The sequence below is a fragment of the Stenotrophomonas sp. 85239_Sma genome, assembly GCF_056481725.1.
The window spans coordinates 2,390,560-2,405,332 of sequence record NZ_CM151163.1 but is presented as its reverse complement, the minus strand read 5'-3'; the positions used below and the strand labels follow the sequence as shown (position 1 = coordinate 2,405,332).

Annotated in this window: 15 protein-coding genes; 5 read left to right on the top strand and 10 right to left on the bottom strand. The window is 67.2% G+C overall.

What is annotated here, in order from left to right; translation table 11 throughout:
- Positions 1–169: 169 nt before the first annotated feature.
- The 6 genes from ACYKG1_RS11330 to ACYKG1_RS11305 form a co-directional block, all read right to left on the bottom strand.
- The gene (locus ACYKG1_RS11330; RefSeq protein WP_478470486.1) at positions 170–1,462 is read right to left on the bottom strand and encodes a transporter; all 1,293 of its coding nucleotides are present in this window, start codon (positions 1,460–1,462) and stop codon (positions 170–172) included.
- A gap of 49 nt (positions 1,463–1,511) precedes the next feature.
- Positions 1,512–2,261, bottom strand: a complete 750-nt coding sequence (locus ACYKG1_RS11325; RefSeq protein ID WP_100472484.1) for a hypothetical protein — start codon at positions 2,259–2,261, stop codon at positions 1,512–1,514.
- A gap of 13 nt (positions 2,262–2,274) precedes the next feature.
- Positions 2,275–2,979: a C39 family peptidase gene (locus ACYKG1_RS11320; protein WP_100472481.1), complete on the bottom strand. Its 705-nt coding sequence runs from the start codon at positions 2,977–2,979 to the stop codon at positions 2,275–2,277.
- 99 nt (positions 2,980–3,078) lie between these two features.
- Positions 3,079–4,395, bottom strand: a complete 1,317-nt coding sequence (locus tag ACYKG1_RS11315; protein WP_478470484.1) for an adhesin — start codon at positions 4,393–4,395, stop codon at positions 3,079–3,081.
- 43 nt (positions 4,396–4,438) lie between these two features.
- Positions 4,439–5,008: a hypothetical protein gene (locus ACYKG1_RS11310; RefSeq protein WP_478472743.1), complete on the bottom strand. Its 570-nt coding sequence runs from the start codon at positions 5,006–5,008 to the stop codon at positions 4,439–4,441.
- A gap of 41 nt (positions 5,009–5,049) precedes the next feature.
- On the bottom strand, positions 5,050–5,580 hold the full coding sequence (locus ACYKG1_RS11305; protein ID WP_100472477.1) for a hypothetical protein: 531 nt from the start codon (positions 5,578–5,580) through the stop codon (positions 5,050–5,052).
- Positions 5,581–5,976: 396 nt separating this feature from the next.
- Here ACYKG1_RS11305 and ACYKG1_RS11300 point away from each other — a divergent pair, with 396 nt between their 5' ends.
- Positions 5,977–7,332 (top strand): sigma-54 interaction domain-containing protein, encoded by a 1,356-nt coding sequence (locus ACYKG1_RS11300; RefSeq protein WP_478470482.1) that lies wholly within the window; start codon positions 5,977–5,979, stop codon positions 7,330–7,332.
- Between the two features lie 19 nt (positions 7,333–7,351).
- Here ACYKG1_RS11300 and ACYKG1_RS11295 read toward each other — a convergent pair whose 3' ends face one another.
- The 3 genes from ACYKG1_RS11295 to ACYKG1_RS11285 form a co-directional block, all read right to left on the bottom strand.
- A complete protein-coding gene (locus tag ACYKG1_RS11295) occupies positions 7,352–7,894 on the bottom strand; it encodes a GFA family protein (RefSeq protein ID WP_478470480.1) in 543 nt (180 codons plus the stop codon).
- Between the two features lie 62 nt (positions 7,895–7,956).
- Positions 7,957–8,838 carry a TolB family protein gene (locus ACYKG1_RS11290; RefSeq protein ID WP_478470478.1) on the bottom strand — a complete coding sequence of 294 codons (882 nt, stop codon included), beginning with the start codon at positions 8,836–8,838 and terminating at the stop codon, positions 7,957–7,959.
- Entirely contained in the window at positions 8,835–9,875 is a 1,041-nt protein-coding gene (locus tag ACYKG1_RS11285) for a hypothetical protein (protein ID WP_478470477.1), read from the bottom strand. Before ACYKG1_RS11285 ends, ACYKG1_RS11290 begins: the two co-directional genes overlap by 4 nt.
- Positions 9,876–9,966: 91 nt before the next feature.
- Between ACYKG1_RS11285 and ACYKG1_RS11280 the strand changes: the two genes are divergently transcribed.
- Positions 9,967–10,893 (top strand): LysR substrate-binding domain-containing protein, encoded by a 927-nt coding sequence (locus ACYKG1_RS11280; RefSeq protein ID WP_478470475.1) that lies wholly within the window; start codon positions 9,967–9,969, stop codon positions 10,891–10,893.
- Complete coding sequence (locus ACYKG1_RS11275) at positions 10,890–11,351, top strand: helix-turn-helix domain-containing protein (protein ID WP_478470474.1); 462 nt, start codon at positions 10,890–10,892, stop codon at positions 11,349–11,351. The genes ACYKG1_RS11280 and ACYKG1_RS11275 overlap by 4 nt, the downstream gene beginning before the upstream one ends.
- Positions 11,352–11,393: 42 nt before the next feature.
- Here the strand turns inward: ACYKG1_RS11275 and ACYKG1_RS11270 are convergent, their stop codons facing one another.
- Positions 11,394–13,871, bottom strand: coding sequence for an aminotransferase class V-fold PLP-dependent enzyme (locus tag ACYKG1_RS11270; protein WP_478470473.1), 2,478 nt, complete (start codon positions 13,869–13,871; stop codon positions 11,394–11,396).
- 244 nt (positions 13,872–14,115) lie between these two features.
- Here ACYKG1_RS11270 and ACYKG1_RS11265 point away from each other — a divergent pair, with 244 nt between their 5' ends.
- Together ACYKG1_RS11265 and ACYKG1_RS11260 are read left to right on the top strand one after the other, a co-directional pair.
- Positions 14,116–14,541, top strand: a complete 426-nt coding sequence (locus ACYKG1_RS11265; RefSeq protein WP_478470471.1) for a VOC family protein — start codon at positions 14,116–14,118, stop codon at positions 14,539–14,541.
- Positions 14,538–14,768, top strand: a complete 231-nt coding sequence (locus tag ACYKG1_RS11260) for a hypothetical protein (protein WP_100472457.1) — start codon at positions 14,538–14,540, stop codon at positions 14,766–14,768. Before ACYKG1_RS11265 ends, ACYKG1_RS11260 begins: the two co-directional genes overlap by 4 nt.
- Positions 14,769–14,773: the final 5 nt, after the last annotated feature.

The following is a 14,773-nucleotide window of genomic DNA, read 5'->3' as shown; positions in this document are numbered from 1 at the left end:
GAATGCGGGCGGATCACCGTGAAGGCGTGGCGTGAATACGGCGGAACTGATGATCAACGCCGTCATCGCCAGCGCGGGCGCGCTGCCCGGGAGGACACACTGGGCCAGCCGCGGCTGCCGCGATTCGGCGGCGACGGGCAGCGGCCACGTCGTCGCCGGATCGGGCGGGTCAGAGCATGTAGGGAATCTTGAATGCCAAGGTGAAGTCAGGTGCATCCGGGGTCAGCCCGATGCCCAGCAGGGTCACCAGCGTGGTGTGCTGGTTGAGTGCATAGGTCACCCCCAGATTCAGTGACGCAGCGTTGGCGTCGCTGCCGATCACCCTCATCCACTTGCCGCCCTGGAAACGGGTGGAAGCGCGGGTGCTGATGCGGTCGCTGAAGGACAGGCTGAGGCTGGTGCGCTCGTTGAACGCAAAGGCCACGCCGGCGCCGAAGTAGACCGAGCCGCCCAGCTTCACGTCACCCGGGTTGACCGTGTCGGGATTGCTGTCGATGTCACTGAAGCCACGCGGGAACGAATGCACGTAGCCGAGGTTGGCGAACAGGATCGCCGGATCGGCGGTCTTGACCATCGACAGGCCGACGTTGGCCTGCCACACGCCATTGCCGGTGGGTTGCTCCCTGGGCACGGCGAAGCGGATGTAGTCATCGTCGTCGCGCTCGATCACCTTCCAGTCCAGGCCGTAAGGCGCGCGCCCGGTGGGGGCGGTCACGCCGGCGGTGAGCACGGTCTCCGGGCGCCAGCCGCGTTCGCCGGACAGCCGGTAGTTCGCGCTCAGGCCGATATCGCCCAGCCCGTTGCCATTGGTTTCTTCCTGCGCGATCGCGGCCGCCGCACCGCCGGCACCGCCCTTCTGGTAGACCGTGCGCCGCGCCAGGTAAGGCACGTCCAGGTTGAGCGTCAGGTTCGGGCTGACACCCCAACGGGCGGCCAGGTTGTAGGTGAGCGAATCGGATTCGACGTTCTCGATGGCGATGTTGCCGAGAAAGATCGCGTCCAGTGCCAGGAAGCCGTTGAGGGTGAGCTGCTTGCGGTCGTAACGGGCGTAGGTGAGGCTGTTTTCGATGGTGAACCGGCGCGAGAACAGCGCCGATTGCTGTTGCTTCACGTCGTCCACGCTGCGCCGTGCCTCCTGCTTTGCCTGCTGCGCTTCGGCGGCGCTGCTGGCGTAGCCTTCGTTGCCGGGAGGAACGGCTGCGGCCGCGGCCTGTGCCAGGGGCGCTGCGGGAGCGACCGCATCCGGGCCGGCCCGGCCCGCCAAGCGGGCCTGCATCGCCTGCACCTGCATGTCCAGCTCGCGCAGCCGCCGCACTTCCTGTGCGTAGTTGGCTTTCAGCTGCGCCAGCTGGTTGGCCAGCGCCTGTACATCGGCGCCTTCGTCCGCCGCCGGTGGCGCAGCGAAGGCGGTGCCCGCCAGCGCCGCCAGCGCCAACGGGGTGATCCTCATCAGGGTGTGCATGTTCGTGTCCTGCGTTGTGGAGCGCTTCCCCCAACGCCGTGCCGTGGTGCTACCGGCCCGGCCCCATGCCGCGGTTCATTGCAATCGCCTGGGCCACGTTCTGGCTCAACGGCAGGTTGCCGCCCGCGGTGTCACGCACCAGCTCCAGCCGCAGCTGGTTGCTGGCGATCTGGCCGTCACCGCTCAGGGCGATGCCCTGGCCGACGCTGCCGTTGCGGATCCATTGCTGGACCAGGCCCTGGCCATCCACCTGCAGCTGCAGGCGAGCCTGGTTGCCGTCGAGCACTGCAGAGGCTGACATGCCCGCCTGCTGCGCACTGAGCGAATGCGTGCCGTCACCCGGCAGGGCCGGCACCGCGCCATCGCGGACCACCAGCGTGGTCGCATTGCGTGCGACGTTGCCATCGCCGGCCACCTGCACGCTCTGCACCAGGCCGCTGGCATTGGCCAGGCCACTGCTGTCGATGTGGCGGCCCTGCGCCTGTGGCAGCGGCGCGTCCGCAGCGGTCACGTGCACGCTGGGCTGGAAGCTCAGTTTCGGGCCGTCGGCGCCGCGGAAGTCCATGCCCAGGGTCAGCGCACCCTGCAGCACACTTCCGTTGCCGGCCTGCCACTGCGAGGCCATCGTTACGCCGAACCAGGCCACGGCATTGCCGCCCATGGTGTAGCGGCCGCGCATCAGGTTCAGTTCGGGATCCGGGATTTCCTGCAGGCCGCGGCCGGGCGCAGCCTCGGCCGCCTGCAGGGGCAGGGCGGGGCTCACCAGCAGCAGGACCATCAGCAGAGGGTGGCGGAACATGGCGGAGCCTCCTTCAGAACAGGTCGGCGTGGCTGAAGCCGAAGTCGACCAGTTCGGCATCGGTGATCGGCCCCTGCCGCGCGTAGAGGGCGCGGGCACTGGGCCGTTCGCTGGGTTGCAGCAGGACCGTGTTGCGATCGAAATCGCTTCCGATCACCACGAATACCGCACGTGATGGCCAGGCTGCCAGGAACTCGGGCAATGCCAGGCTGCGGTTGCCAAGGATGGGATCAGCCACCTCGGCCACACCGTCGCGCACCTGCTTGAGCACCACGAAGTGGCGGAAGCCGCGCACGTCCATCAGGACAAGGCCGGGAACGCGCAGGGTGCGCAGGCGGGCCTCGTCGATGCGATACCCGCGCCCGCGCATGCCCAGCGATTCCACGTAGCGCTTGATGTCGAGCAGCGAAAATCCGCGCTCGGCCACCAGCGCCGGATCGGAGACCCCCATCATCCCTTCGATCACCGTCGCCTCGTCGGTATCCAGGTGGTAGGCATGGCGCAGGATGGTTGCCAGGGCCGCGGCGCCGCAGCTGTAATCAGTGTGCTGCCGCACCACGTTGCGGTAGCGCCGTTCCTGCATGCTTTCCACGTTCTGCTGCAGCAATGCGCCATTGGGCAGCACGCCGGAGAAACGGACCTCGCCCGCCCACGCCGATGCCGTGCCCAGCAGCAACAGGCAGGCCAGCAGGCAGGTCGAAAGGCGGTAGCGTCTCATCGTGCTCTCCAGCTGCAGGAGGGAGCCCCTGTCCCAAGGGGGAGGAGGAACAGGGGCTCCCGGGAACCCGGCCATTGGCGGACGGCCGGGGTAGTGCGCTTACTCGCCGCTGCCGCCACCGCCGCCGGTGCTGGGCTGGGCGACTGCCAGGGCCAGGCTGTTGGCCTGCAGGTTGCCGGTGCCGGCCGCAACGTTCACGCCGATGTTGCCGGAGGCGCCGGAGAAGGCACTGCCGGACAACGCCGAGGTATTGGTCGCGTTGACGTTCACCCAGCGCGTGGTGCTGACCGTGCCGCTGAGGCTGGCGTACAGGTCGGCCACGCCCAGTTCGACGAACTGGCTGGTGCCACTCTCACGAGTATCGAAGCCCAGGCCGCCCACCCCCGGCCGGTTGGGGTTCATCGTGGCGTTCTGGATCTCGTTGTCCAGATCGATGTGGCCGGTGCTGTTGCCGTCCGGGTGCGGCAGCTCGCCATTCCAGGTATCCAGGTAGTAGTTGGCCATCTGGTAGGCGTTGCCGGAGCCGCGGTAGGTGCCCGCGCCATAGGCCAGGGTCAGGCCGCTGACGCCACCACGCATGCCCACCTGCACGGTATCCGTGTAGGACTGCACGAAGCCGGCATTGCTGACCGTGTTGCCGGTGGAGACCTGGTTGGAGCTGATGCTCGACTGGGCCACTGCGGTGGTCGCTACCGAGGCGGCGAGCGCGTTCTTCTGCTCGTTGTTGTTGCCCGAGGCGATGTTCACGCCGATGTTGCCGGACGCACCGCCGAAGGCATTGCCACCGAGGCCTGCGGCATTGGTGACGCCGGAGTTCAGGGTGGCGTTGCCGAAGCCGGCCTGGTTGACGAACACCTCGGCGTCGGCCATGCCGAAGCTGAAGGAGGCGTCGGCAGCGGACAGCGATGCGGCATTGTCCTGTGCGTTGTTGTCACCGGAGACCACGTTGAAGCCCAGGTTGCCCGATGCACCTGCACCCACGCTGTCACCGATGGAGGCGCTGTTGGTGACCAGGCTGTTGCTGGTAGCGTTGTTGCTGATCGACTGGCGGTTGTCGATCACCGCGATGGCCGCAGAGTCGAGATCGATGTCGCCGGTGATGTTGGGGTCGCCGGAGAAATCGACGTCGGTGCTGAGGCGCAGGTCCTTCTCCAGGTTCACGTCGACGCCGTGGTTGTTCTTTTCCTTGCGTTCGTCGGCCTGGATGTTGCTGTGCTTCTGCACATTGGCGTTGACGGTGCGGTTGCGCACGTCGTTGTCAGTGTGGTTGTGCGTGTCGTTGCGGGTTTCGCTGACGGTGTGGTTGTGGTTGATGTTCGCGTTGGCGTTCTGGTTGTCCCAGCCATTGGCCGCGGCGGCGGTCGAGGCAGTGGCAATCGCTATGGCGAGCATGGTCCGTTTGACGGTCGCTTTCATGGTGCCCTCTCTCTCATCAGGTGGTGCATCGGTTGGGTGGTTGTCACGGGCGGTCCTGCACGACCAGGCCCAGCACATTGGCCGTGTCGTTGCCGCTGCCCGCGATCTGATTGAGTTGCAGGACCCCGTCGAATCCCCGCAGCGCAGTGCTGGTGACACCAGCGCTGCGGGTGCCCGTCGCGACGCCGTGACCGGTGCCGTCCCGCCCCCCTGCCAACGCGGAACCTTCGGCGGCCAGCGCCGCATCGTCGGTTTCGCGTATGCCCTGTCCGGCCAGCGTCGCGCTGACGACGTTGAGCGTCGTGTTGGCGATGCCACTGGCCTGGTTGATGGATGCGATGCCACTGGCACCTGCCAGCGCGCTGCCGTCGACGACGGCGGTGGCGTGCAGTGCTGCGCCGAGCACGCGGTTGCCGCCTTGCAGCTGCCGGTTGGCGATCGACACGTTGGCACGTTCGCCCGTGGCGATGCCGCGCAGGTTGGCCTGCAGGTTGAGGTCGCCGGCGGCCTGGTTCACCGCGATGGCGCCGTTTGCACCCGCCAGGGCGCGGCCGTCGATGCGGGCGACGTCGAGGTAGACGAGCATGCCGCTGTAGTCGTCGGCCTGCGCCATCAACGGCGCGGCGAACAGGACCAGCAGCCAACGTGCCCGCTTCACTTGCCACCTGCCGGGGCCGGGCCCTGCAACGGGAACTGGGCGAGTGCGCCGCGCACGGTATCGCCGATGCCGCGGGTGCTGTTGCCGACCGCGCCGAGTGGGCCGCCCAGCGCGCTGCCGAGGTTGCTGCCAACCATGCCGTCACTGCTGCGCCCCAGCGTGCCACCGAGGGCCTGCTGGGTGACCCGTTCAACGGTGGTGCCACGCGGCGAGGCGACGGAGGCCGCCTGGCCGGCCCCCATGCCGGCATAGTCCTCATCGCTCAGTTCGTCCATGCCGGTCGACGGGCCCCCCGCGCCCAATGCGCTGGCAATCTCGCGCTGTGGTTTCGGGTCGGCGATCAGCGCCATGCCGGGGGGCGCCATGCGATAGGCCGGGCGTGCGGACACGTCCCGCAACAGGACGATTTCGCCCGGTTGCGGCTTCACGCCCTGACGGGCGCCGGATGCAGCGGCGTCCGCGCCAACCGCCAGCAGGGTCACTGCCAGCGCTGCGGCCAGACCGCGAAACAGGATGGTGCCGTCCATGCCGATCTCCCGCGATGGGTGCGGCGGAACCACGCATCAACCGTGCCAACCCTGAAAGGCCTGTGCGCCCTGCCGGCAGCCGCTCGGCGGGGTGGGCCGCTGCTGCCGGGCTGTTACAGCGGCGAGGGAAAAATGTTGGGATTGCGCAGCGCCAAGCGCCACAGGGCAAGGCGGGCGCCCGACTGTCGCAGGGATGTTACAGGCGGCGCCGCGGACTGAAACGACGCCGCTTCAGCCAGTGTTTTCTTGACGCGCCGCCCATTGCGCCGCTGTTTAGCAAAGCGCTAGGATCCGCCCAGCAAAGGCCGCCGTGGTGGCCGTAGGGGTCCCGGCGGAGGGCGGCACGCCGGCGATTGGCTCATAGCCCGCCGACGGTGTCCGGATGCTGGGGGAAGCATGGCAGCGGTCCCGGAAGCTTCTGCGTCGCGTTGCGTCCTCTGGTTTGGCCAGCCGCTGGCGAACGAGCGCAGCGCGATGGCAGCCGCGGGTTGGTATGTACGCAGCATTCAACCTGATCCTGCGATGGCGATCGGCCTGCGTGGGCGCGATCGCCTGCTCGCCGTTCTGGATCTGCGCTATCTGGACGCAGCGGCCTTGCAGCTGCTCAGTTCCTGGATGGAGCAGCACCTGCATCTGCCCTGGCTGGCGGTACTGCCACCCGGCGCGGGGCCCACGCCTGCGGCCTGGTTGCCCCTGCTTCAGCGCTGCCTTGCGCGGTTCACCCTGCCGTTCGGGCTGCAGGACCTGGTCTGCGCCATGCGCCAGCAGTTCGATGCAGATGATCCTGGGGCCGGCGACGCCTGTGGCGGGCAAGGGCCACGTGCACTGATTGGCGAAAGCCCGGCGCTGCATGCGGTGCGCACGGTGCTGCACAAGTTCGCACCGGTGGACCTTCCGGTGCTGGTCACTGGCGAAACCGGCACCGGCAAAGAGCTGGCAGCGCATGCGCTGCACGCCCTTTCGGGACGCGCGGGCAAACCGTTCATCGCGGTCAACTGTGGTGCCATTCCAGCCAATCTGGTGCAGTCCGAACTGTTTGGCCACGAGCGCGGCTCGTTCACCGGCGCCGACAAGCGCCAGATCGGCGTGTTCGAATCGGCGCACGGTGGCACCGTGTTCCTCGACGAGGTGGGCGACCTGCCGCCCGAGGCGCAGACCAGCCTGCTGCGCGTGCTGCAGGAGGGCACCTTCGAGCGCGTTGGCAGCAGCCAGCCGTTGCGCGCGGATGTGCGGGTATTGGCGGCCACCCACATCGAACTGGAACACGCGGTGGCGCAGGGGCGGTTCCGCAGTGATCTCTACTACCGGCTCAACGTACTGCGCCTGCTGATGCCGCCGCTGCGCGAGCGCGGTGCTGATGTGCAGCTGCTGGCCGAACACTTCCTGCGCTGCTTCCGGCTGCGCCACAGCGTGCGTGCGCGCGGTTTCGCACCGGCGGCGCTGCAGGCGCTGCGTCGATACGGCTGGCCCGGCAACGTGCGCGAGCTGCTCAATCGCGTGCAACGGGCAGCGATCATGGCCGAAGGCGAGCTGATCAGTGAACGCGATCTGGAACTGGGCGAACCCGCGCAGGCGCTGCCGAGCCCGATGCTGCACGATGCCCGCGGCCAGGCCGAGCGCGATGTGCTGCTGCAGACGCTGCGCCAGACCGGCTACAACGTCTCCGAGTGCGCGCGGCAGATGCAGATCTCGCGGGTGACCGTGTACCGGTTGTGCCGCAAGCACCGGCTGGAACTGCCGGCGCAGCGCTGATCACCCGGCCGCGACATGCTCAGGCATGGGTATCTCCCGCGACGTCGATGCGTGGGCTGCGGAAGCTCATGGCGATCCAGGCCGTCATCAGCCGTGCATAGAACCGCAGCGACCGGGTCTCCAGGTTCGGCACATCGTCCGGAAGGACAGACGCATCTGGAAGATCACTGACCATCGTCCGCATCTCCACGGCGGGTCTTGCCGATGCCGGCCACAGCAGGCCATACAGGCTCAGCCAATGGCCACCGCTGAACTCCAGGAAGAGTGGCGTATTGCAGCAGCCCGCCAGGACGCGGCGACTGCCGCGCCTGCTCGACAACCGCAATGCGTGCAGCAGGGATTGCCCTGCGTCGAAGCGGACGCGATCCTTGCGCTGCATTACGAAATGCGTCTGGCCGTGTGGTCCAAGTACCTGCGGCGCTCCAGGCATCGACTGCAGCTGGGCGCCGGCCCTGCGGCAGCTGTCGCAGCAGCATTCGACGGTGGCGATGGGGCGACCGATGATGGTCAGGCGGACCTGGCCGCAGGCGCAGGCGAGGGGCTGATGGGAGGGCATCTGCATTTTCTCCTGGGGCATTCATCCTCTCGACGAACCCGGGCTCTGGAAATCGACACCGCCTGCCTTCAGGGCCGCGTCATCCGGTAGCGGACGCGGTACAGGTCCAATCCCTCGCCGCCTATGCGGCGCGCTGAGTAGGTCAACGTATCGCGGCGCGAACCATCCAGCATCGCGCCGTAGCTGTCGCCGCCGGGCTCGTTCATGGGCGAGGGCAATGCATGGCCCGCGTCATAGTGGCCTCCACGCTCGTAGGCGATGAACTGGCGGACCGGGGCACTTCCGAAGTCCAGGGCACGGGCAAACACCACCGTGCGGCCATCGCCCAGGAAGGTGGCATCGAACTCCTGCGCTGCGGTATTGAGGTCCCCCGCCAGCGGCCGCGCGGGCTGCGCCACGCCACCGAGCATCACCGCCACGTAGAGGTCATGGCCACCCGCACCGCCGGCACGATCGCTGGAATACAGCAGCGTGCCTGCGTCCGGCGAGAGCATCGGCGCGAACTCATCGGCCGCGCTGTTCACTGCGGGGCCAAGATTGACCGGCGTGCCGAATTGACCGTCGCCCCCCATGCTGACCCGATACAGATCGTCACCGCCATAGCCACCGGCACGATCCGAACAGAAATACACCACCCGTCCATCCGCGGAAAACGCTGGATCGAAGTCACGGCCCGGTGTATTGAACGAAACCGGCGCCGCCGGCCGCCAGCGCCGCCCATCGTGGCGCGAGATCCAGATGTCATACCCGCCCGGACCGCCTGGCCGGTTGCGGCTGAACCACAGCGCGGTCTTTCCGTCCGGGCTCAGGGTCAGTCGAATCTCGTCATGTTGCGTGGATGCAATGCCGGGGGCAAAGCGTTCGGCGGGGCCGACGATCTGCAGGCGTTCTGAGGGCGAAGCGAGAGACGATGCAGAGACCAGCAGCATCACCGCCAGCAGCGCCTTCATGCCTGTCGCTCGAAGTCGCTGACCCAGTTGGTCTCCCAGCTGCGTCCGCCATCGGCCGAGGCCGCCTGTTCCCAGCGCGCCGAACGCGGGGTGATGCGTGACCAGATCACCCGCGTCTGGATCGCTCGTCCGTCGTGCTGGTCGTCGCCGAAGAAGCGGCCGACACCGGCGTCGAAACCACCACGCAGAGGCGCGCCGATCCGGGTCGGCTCCCGGCCATCCAGCCACCAGCTCAGCCAGTGCCGCTCCGTTGCATTCCAGGCGCGGATGCCCATGCCGCGCAGCGGCGCTCCAGGCACGTCCATCAGGTTGTCGCCCACGTTGCCGAATCCTCCCAGTACCGGCCAGTTGTGCAGGGTGCCGTTGAACGCGTCCCAGGCATCGCTGCCAGCCAGCCGCGCGCGCAGGCGACGGTGGCGAACGCTCCAATGGCCCACCAGGAAATCAAAATCGCGCGGTGCATCGGCCAGCTTCGGAAGCGGCGAGGGGACCGCAGCGGTGCGACGGAACCAGTTGCGCCAGTTGACCTCCCAGTGCTCGCCCGCATCGGCAGAGAACGCCTGTTCCCACCATGGTTCCTCGCCATGGATGTCATGCCAGCGGAACCACACGTCGATCGGGCGTCCGTCGATCCGGTCGCGGCCGCGGAAGCTGCCGGCAGTGTTGTTGAAGCCCCCACGCACCGGCGGCTCGATACGGCCTGGGGTGCGACCGTCGATCCACCAGATCGACCACTGGGACGACACCGGATCGAACGCACGCACACCCAATCCCCTGTAGGGGCCCGAAGGCAGCGCCATCAGGTTGTCATCGATGGTGCCGAGCCCGCCCAGGGTCAGCCAGACCGCGCTGGAGCCGGTGAAGGACTCCCAGCGGGTGTCTCCCACCAGGCGCTCCTTGAGGCGCTGGTGCCGGACCTGCCAGTTGCCCTGCAACCATTTCCAGTCTTCGTTGTGGCTGGCCAGGGCCCATCCGGCGGGCACGGCGGCGGATGCTGCCGCGGCGGCCAGGGTGGCCAGGAACTGCCGTCGATCCATGTGCGTGATCCCATGCCGGAGGTGCCGCCATCGTTGCGGGAAAAGGGGGGATTGACCACGCAGATATCGCGGCTCAGGCTAAGCCACACTTATGGTCACCCAACGCCAGCTGCCATCGCTTGCCGCCATCCGCGCCTTCGAGGCGGCGGCGCGGCTGGGCAGTTTCGCCCGTGCCGCCGAGGAGCTGGACACCAGCGCGGCATCGGTGAGTTACCACGTGCGGCGGCTGGAGGCGCAGACCGGCACCTGCCTGTTCCTGCGCCACGCGCAGCATGTGGAACTGACGGATGCCGGAGCCAGCGTCGCGCAGGAGGCCACCCGGGCCTTCGACGCGCTTCGTGCCAGTTTCATGCGCGCCGCGGATATGGATGCCTCGCGACTGCGTCTGTCTGTACTGCCAACACTGGGCACCAGTTGGCTGACGCCGCGCCTGGGCAGCTTCCGTGCGCGCCATCGGGACATCGTGCTGGAACTGGACCTGTCGGCGGAGCCGCAGGACCTGGCAGCGGGGCGTTTCGACGCGGCCATCCGCAACGGGCATGGCCACTGGCCCGGCCTGCAGGCCACGCCCTTGTTTCCCAGTGTATTCACACCGCTGTGCGCACCGTCGCTGCTGCCCGCCGCACGTGACCTGGGCCGTTGCGGGCTGGATGTCGCGCTGCTCGGGCGGCCAGACTGGTGGGCATTGTGGTTCTGCGCGCATGGGCAGGTTCCACCGCCGGCACTGGACAGTTTCGTTGCGCCGTTTGCTGCGGAGCATCTGGACGTCGGTGCCGCGATTGCGGGGCAGGGGATCGCCATCGGTTCGCCGATCCTGTTCCGGGCGGAGCTGGACAGTGGGCGACTGGTACAGGCGCATCCAGGCGTGGCCGGTGACGGCCGCAGTTTCTGGTTCGTGGCCCCCACTGCGCGCAGCCGCAGCGCCAAGGTCGTCGCATTCGGTGACTGGCTTGGCGAGCAGGCAGCTGAGGCACGGCACGCAGCACGGCATCACCTGGCACACGCGGTGATGCCGTGAACCAGAGCCCCGAACTGCTGCGGCGCCTGCTGCGTGCCAAGGACCGGATGGACCACGCCAGCCACGAAGACTGGCCGGTGGCCCGCCTGGCCGAGGTGAGTGCCGTGTCATCTGCGCATTTCGCGCGTGCGTTCAAGCAGGCATTCGGCCTGCCACCGCACCGCTACCTGCTGAGCCGGCGCATCGAACGGGCCGTGGCGATGTTGCGTGACACCGACCTGCCGGTCACCGAGATCGCCGCGCAGACCGGCTGGAGCAGCCTGGGCACCTTCGGGCGCATCTTCCGTGACATCACCGGCGACAGCCCGGGCAATGTGCGCGAGCGTGAGCGCGCCGGCCAGATGACGCCGGCCAGCGTGCCGGAATGCCACGCACGTGCCGCGCAGCGACCGGACCTGAACATCGCGGTGCTGGAAAAGCGCCGCCGCGCCGCGGTTGCCGGCGAAGGTGCCGCGTAAGCAACCTCCCGTGATGCGGTCGAGGGCGCTCCTGGCGGAGAATCAGGCTGGCACGGTACCGGTGGTCAGCGTGTCCGCCATTGCCGCTGGCGTGTCCCCTGCCAGGTCCTCCAGCCCGGAAACATCCGTATCCAGCAGGCAGCTGGCGAACAGGTAGAAGCAGTAAGCATCGGCGAAATTGGATCCGAGGCCGAATGAAATCCTGACCGCACCGCAATCTCCCTTTTCAAGGATCTTCTCGTCGAACGTCTTGCAGTCGAGGATCTTCCCGGTCTTGTCCAGTTCACAGTGTTCGGCGCCTGCTGTGGCGTAGGTCGCCTGCTGCACGGCGCCGAGGTTGCAGAAACAGCCGTTGCGCAGGGTTATGCCGAAACGGTCCGCGGCGCGCTTGATGCGCGCGTGCGGCATGATCGAACCATAGCAGTCGAAGAAGTTCAGCATCAGTGTTGCGCCCCTGAGTGCGGGAGGGGGGCCATAGACCCGGCACAGCGGCCGGTCGCCCTTGATGCGGTGGCGAAGGGATGACAGTCGTGCGTCTGTCCACGCCGCGAGGGCGCTTGAGCGCCGGGCCAGCGCTTCCACGCCACCCATCGCGGCGATGAATTCGAAGCCTCTGGCGATCGCCGGGAATGCCGCATAATTGGGCGTGCCGACTTCGAAACGCTGGCCGGCGTCGCGGTAGAGCAGGCGGTCGGTGGGCGACCACGGCCCGGAGTAGTAGCACACGCCGCCGCCCGCGAAGGAGGTCGGCTTGAGCATGTCGAGGGCGGCCCGCCGAGCGAGCAGGCAGCCTGCGCCGGTGGGGTAGCCGAAGATCTTGTAGAAGGACGCTACGACAAAATCGGGACGATGGATCGTGCAGTCCAGCCGCGATTGCGGTACCCAGGCCGCCGCATCGCACAGCACCCATGCGCCGTGCTGCTGGGTTCGCGCGATCCACCCCAGATCATGGCGGACGCCGGTCGCATTGGATTGCGCCGGGAATGCCAGCAGATGCGTTGCACCGGGCTGCAGCCGTTGCAACGCACGCTCCATCAGTCCGTCGTGCAGCCGCAGATCATCGTCCAGGGGAATGTACTTTACCGTTGCGCCCTTCGATGTGGCGTACTCCCGCAAGCCGTGCACTGATGTGTGGTTGTCCTTGGTCAGTAACAGCTGCGAACCCTGCTGGAAGGGGAATGACTCGGCCACCAGCCGGATCGCGCTGCTGGCATTGGCGGTAAAGATGATCTCGTACTCCTCCGGGGTGCATCCGAAGAAGGCGTAGATCTCATCGCAGGCCTTCTTGAAGGCAGCATGGGAGGCCTTCGATCCACTGTGCGGGTTGCCGAGAATCGTGCGCTTGAGCGCCTGGTAGTCCTGCTCGAGCAGGCTGTCAGGTGGCAGCGTTCCCCCCACATGATCCAGGTACGTCACCTGCTGCTCATCCAGCCGCGCGTACTCATGCTGGCGCATTGCCTCGACCAGGTGCTCGGGATACCCGGGATGGTCGGCGAGGAACTGCGCCTTTGCATCGTGGAAGGCTGACATGGCCCGCGCGCAGGATGGGGCCGGCGAGCCAGCAGGGCACGGCGGCGAGGGCAGTCGCGAGAGGTTGCGGAACTCGAGCAATGGACGGAAGTCCGCGGGCGGAACGACCGTTGGCAGTGCCGTGCCCGTTGCGTCCGCCACGCCGCGTATCAGCCAAGCCTCCACGCGGTAGCGCTGATCGGGCACCTGCTCACGCAACGCGTCCATCATCGCATCGAGGTAGCGTTCCCGGCTGGCGGTATCGCACTGATTGAACTCCTCCAGCAGGATGCAGGCGTTGAAGAGGAACTCGCGGGCATCTGCTTCGCCAAGCGAGAACGCGAGCGGATGCAGCGCGGCGGATGCACCTTCGCCGCGGTCCAGCCCCTCGATCGCGAAGGCGCGCGTGATGGGGGAGGGATCGGTCAGGCTCAGGGCCGCATCCATCAGTCGCGATGGCATGCCGAAGTGATTCTGTGACTGCTGGCGAGCCAGTTCAAACAACTGGTTGTAGTGGAACGCCGTCGCGTAGACCCGGCCCCGCGGGCGAAGCACGCGCCGGAACTCGCGGGCAACCCGGGCTTTGTCGGGAGGGAACATCAAGCCGAAACCACACACGATGATGTCGAAGCTGTTGTCCGCGAAGGGCAGCTCGGCCATGTCGACGTCGGGAATCAGTGGGACGTCGCGTTGGAGCTCGGCGCTCAATACGCTCCGGGCCACGTCCACCGCGATCGCCGACAGGTCCGTGGCGACCAGGCGGAGGCCCAGCGGCTTGGCCAGGTCCTGGTACAGGTTGGCCGTTATCACCCCTGTTCCACAGGCGACTTCCAGGATGTCGGTGGCACCGGGTGCTGCGCGGATATCCGCAGCGATCTCCCGCGCCAGCAGTTTTCCGTAGGGACTGAATATTCGTGGGCTCAGCACGCGCTCATAGAATTCCATGAAAGTGCTGAGTGACCAGTTGCGTTCGGATACCACCTTGCATCGGTGCGGCGAGACATCCTGCATGGCGCGCTCCAGGGAGGTGCAGAGGTGCAGAGGTGCGGTGGGGTGGTTAATCGCGGCCGTTATCGCATGCTTGTCGAAATGCTTTGAGTGATTGATATCACATAATGTGCACTTAATAATTCCAGTAAATGCGCCTCGTCACGCATTCCCGCATTCATGGATGCGCTCGGCGGCCAACATCGCAGTTTTGGAGAAGCGCCACCGCCGGGTGATTGCTATCGTGGCCCCACCTGAGGGAGGTCCCATGACAAACACTGTGAACACGGTTGGCCTGTATGTGCGCGACCAGGATGAAGCGCTTGCGTTCTACGTCGGCACGCTCGGCTTCGAAGTGCACACCGACGTGCGCAATGGCAGCTACCGTTGGCTGACGGTCCGGAGCCCCGGCCAGGACGGCTTTCAGCTGGGGCTGTTCATGCCGGGCCCGCCCACTCATGACGCGGCCACCGCGCAGGCACTGCAGCAGCTCGTGGCCAAGGGCGCGATGCCGCCGCTGGTGCTGGCCGTCGATGACTGCCAGGCACGCTATACGCAATGGCGGGCGCAGGGCGTCGAGTTCACCCAGGAGCCGGTCGAACGCTACGGCGCGGTCGATGCCGGCTTCCGTGACCCGTCCGGCAATGGTTGGAAGATGATCGAAGCCCGCTCCGAAGCGAGGCGCCAGCAATGAGCCGGGGTAGCTGGGCGCGGCCCGTGCATCGCTGGACCTCGATCGTGTTCACCCTGGCGGTGATCGCCAACTTCGCCGTCCGTGGCCTGGGGCAGGGCGAGCCTGCGGCGTGGATCACCTATTCGCCGTTGCCACCCCTGTTCCTGCAGCTGTTCACTGGGCTGTACCTGTTCGTGCTGCACTACGCCGGGAAACGCCGCCGCGCCGCGCCGGACGCTGCGGGCTGAAGCGG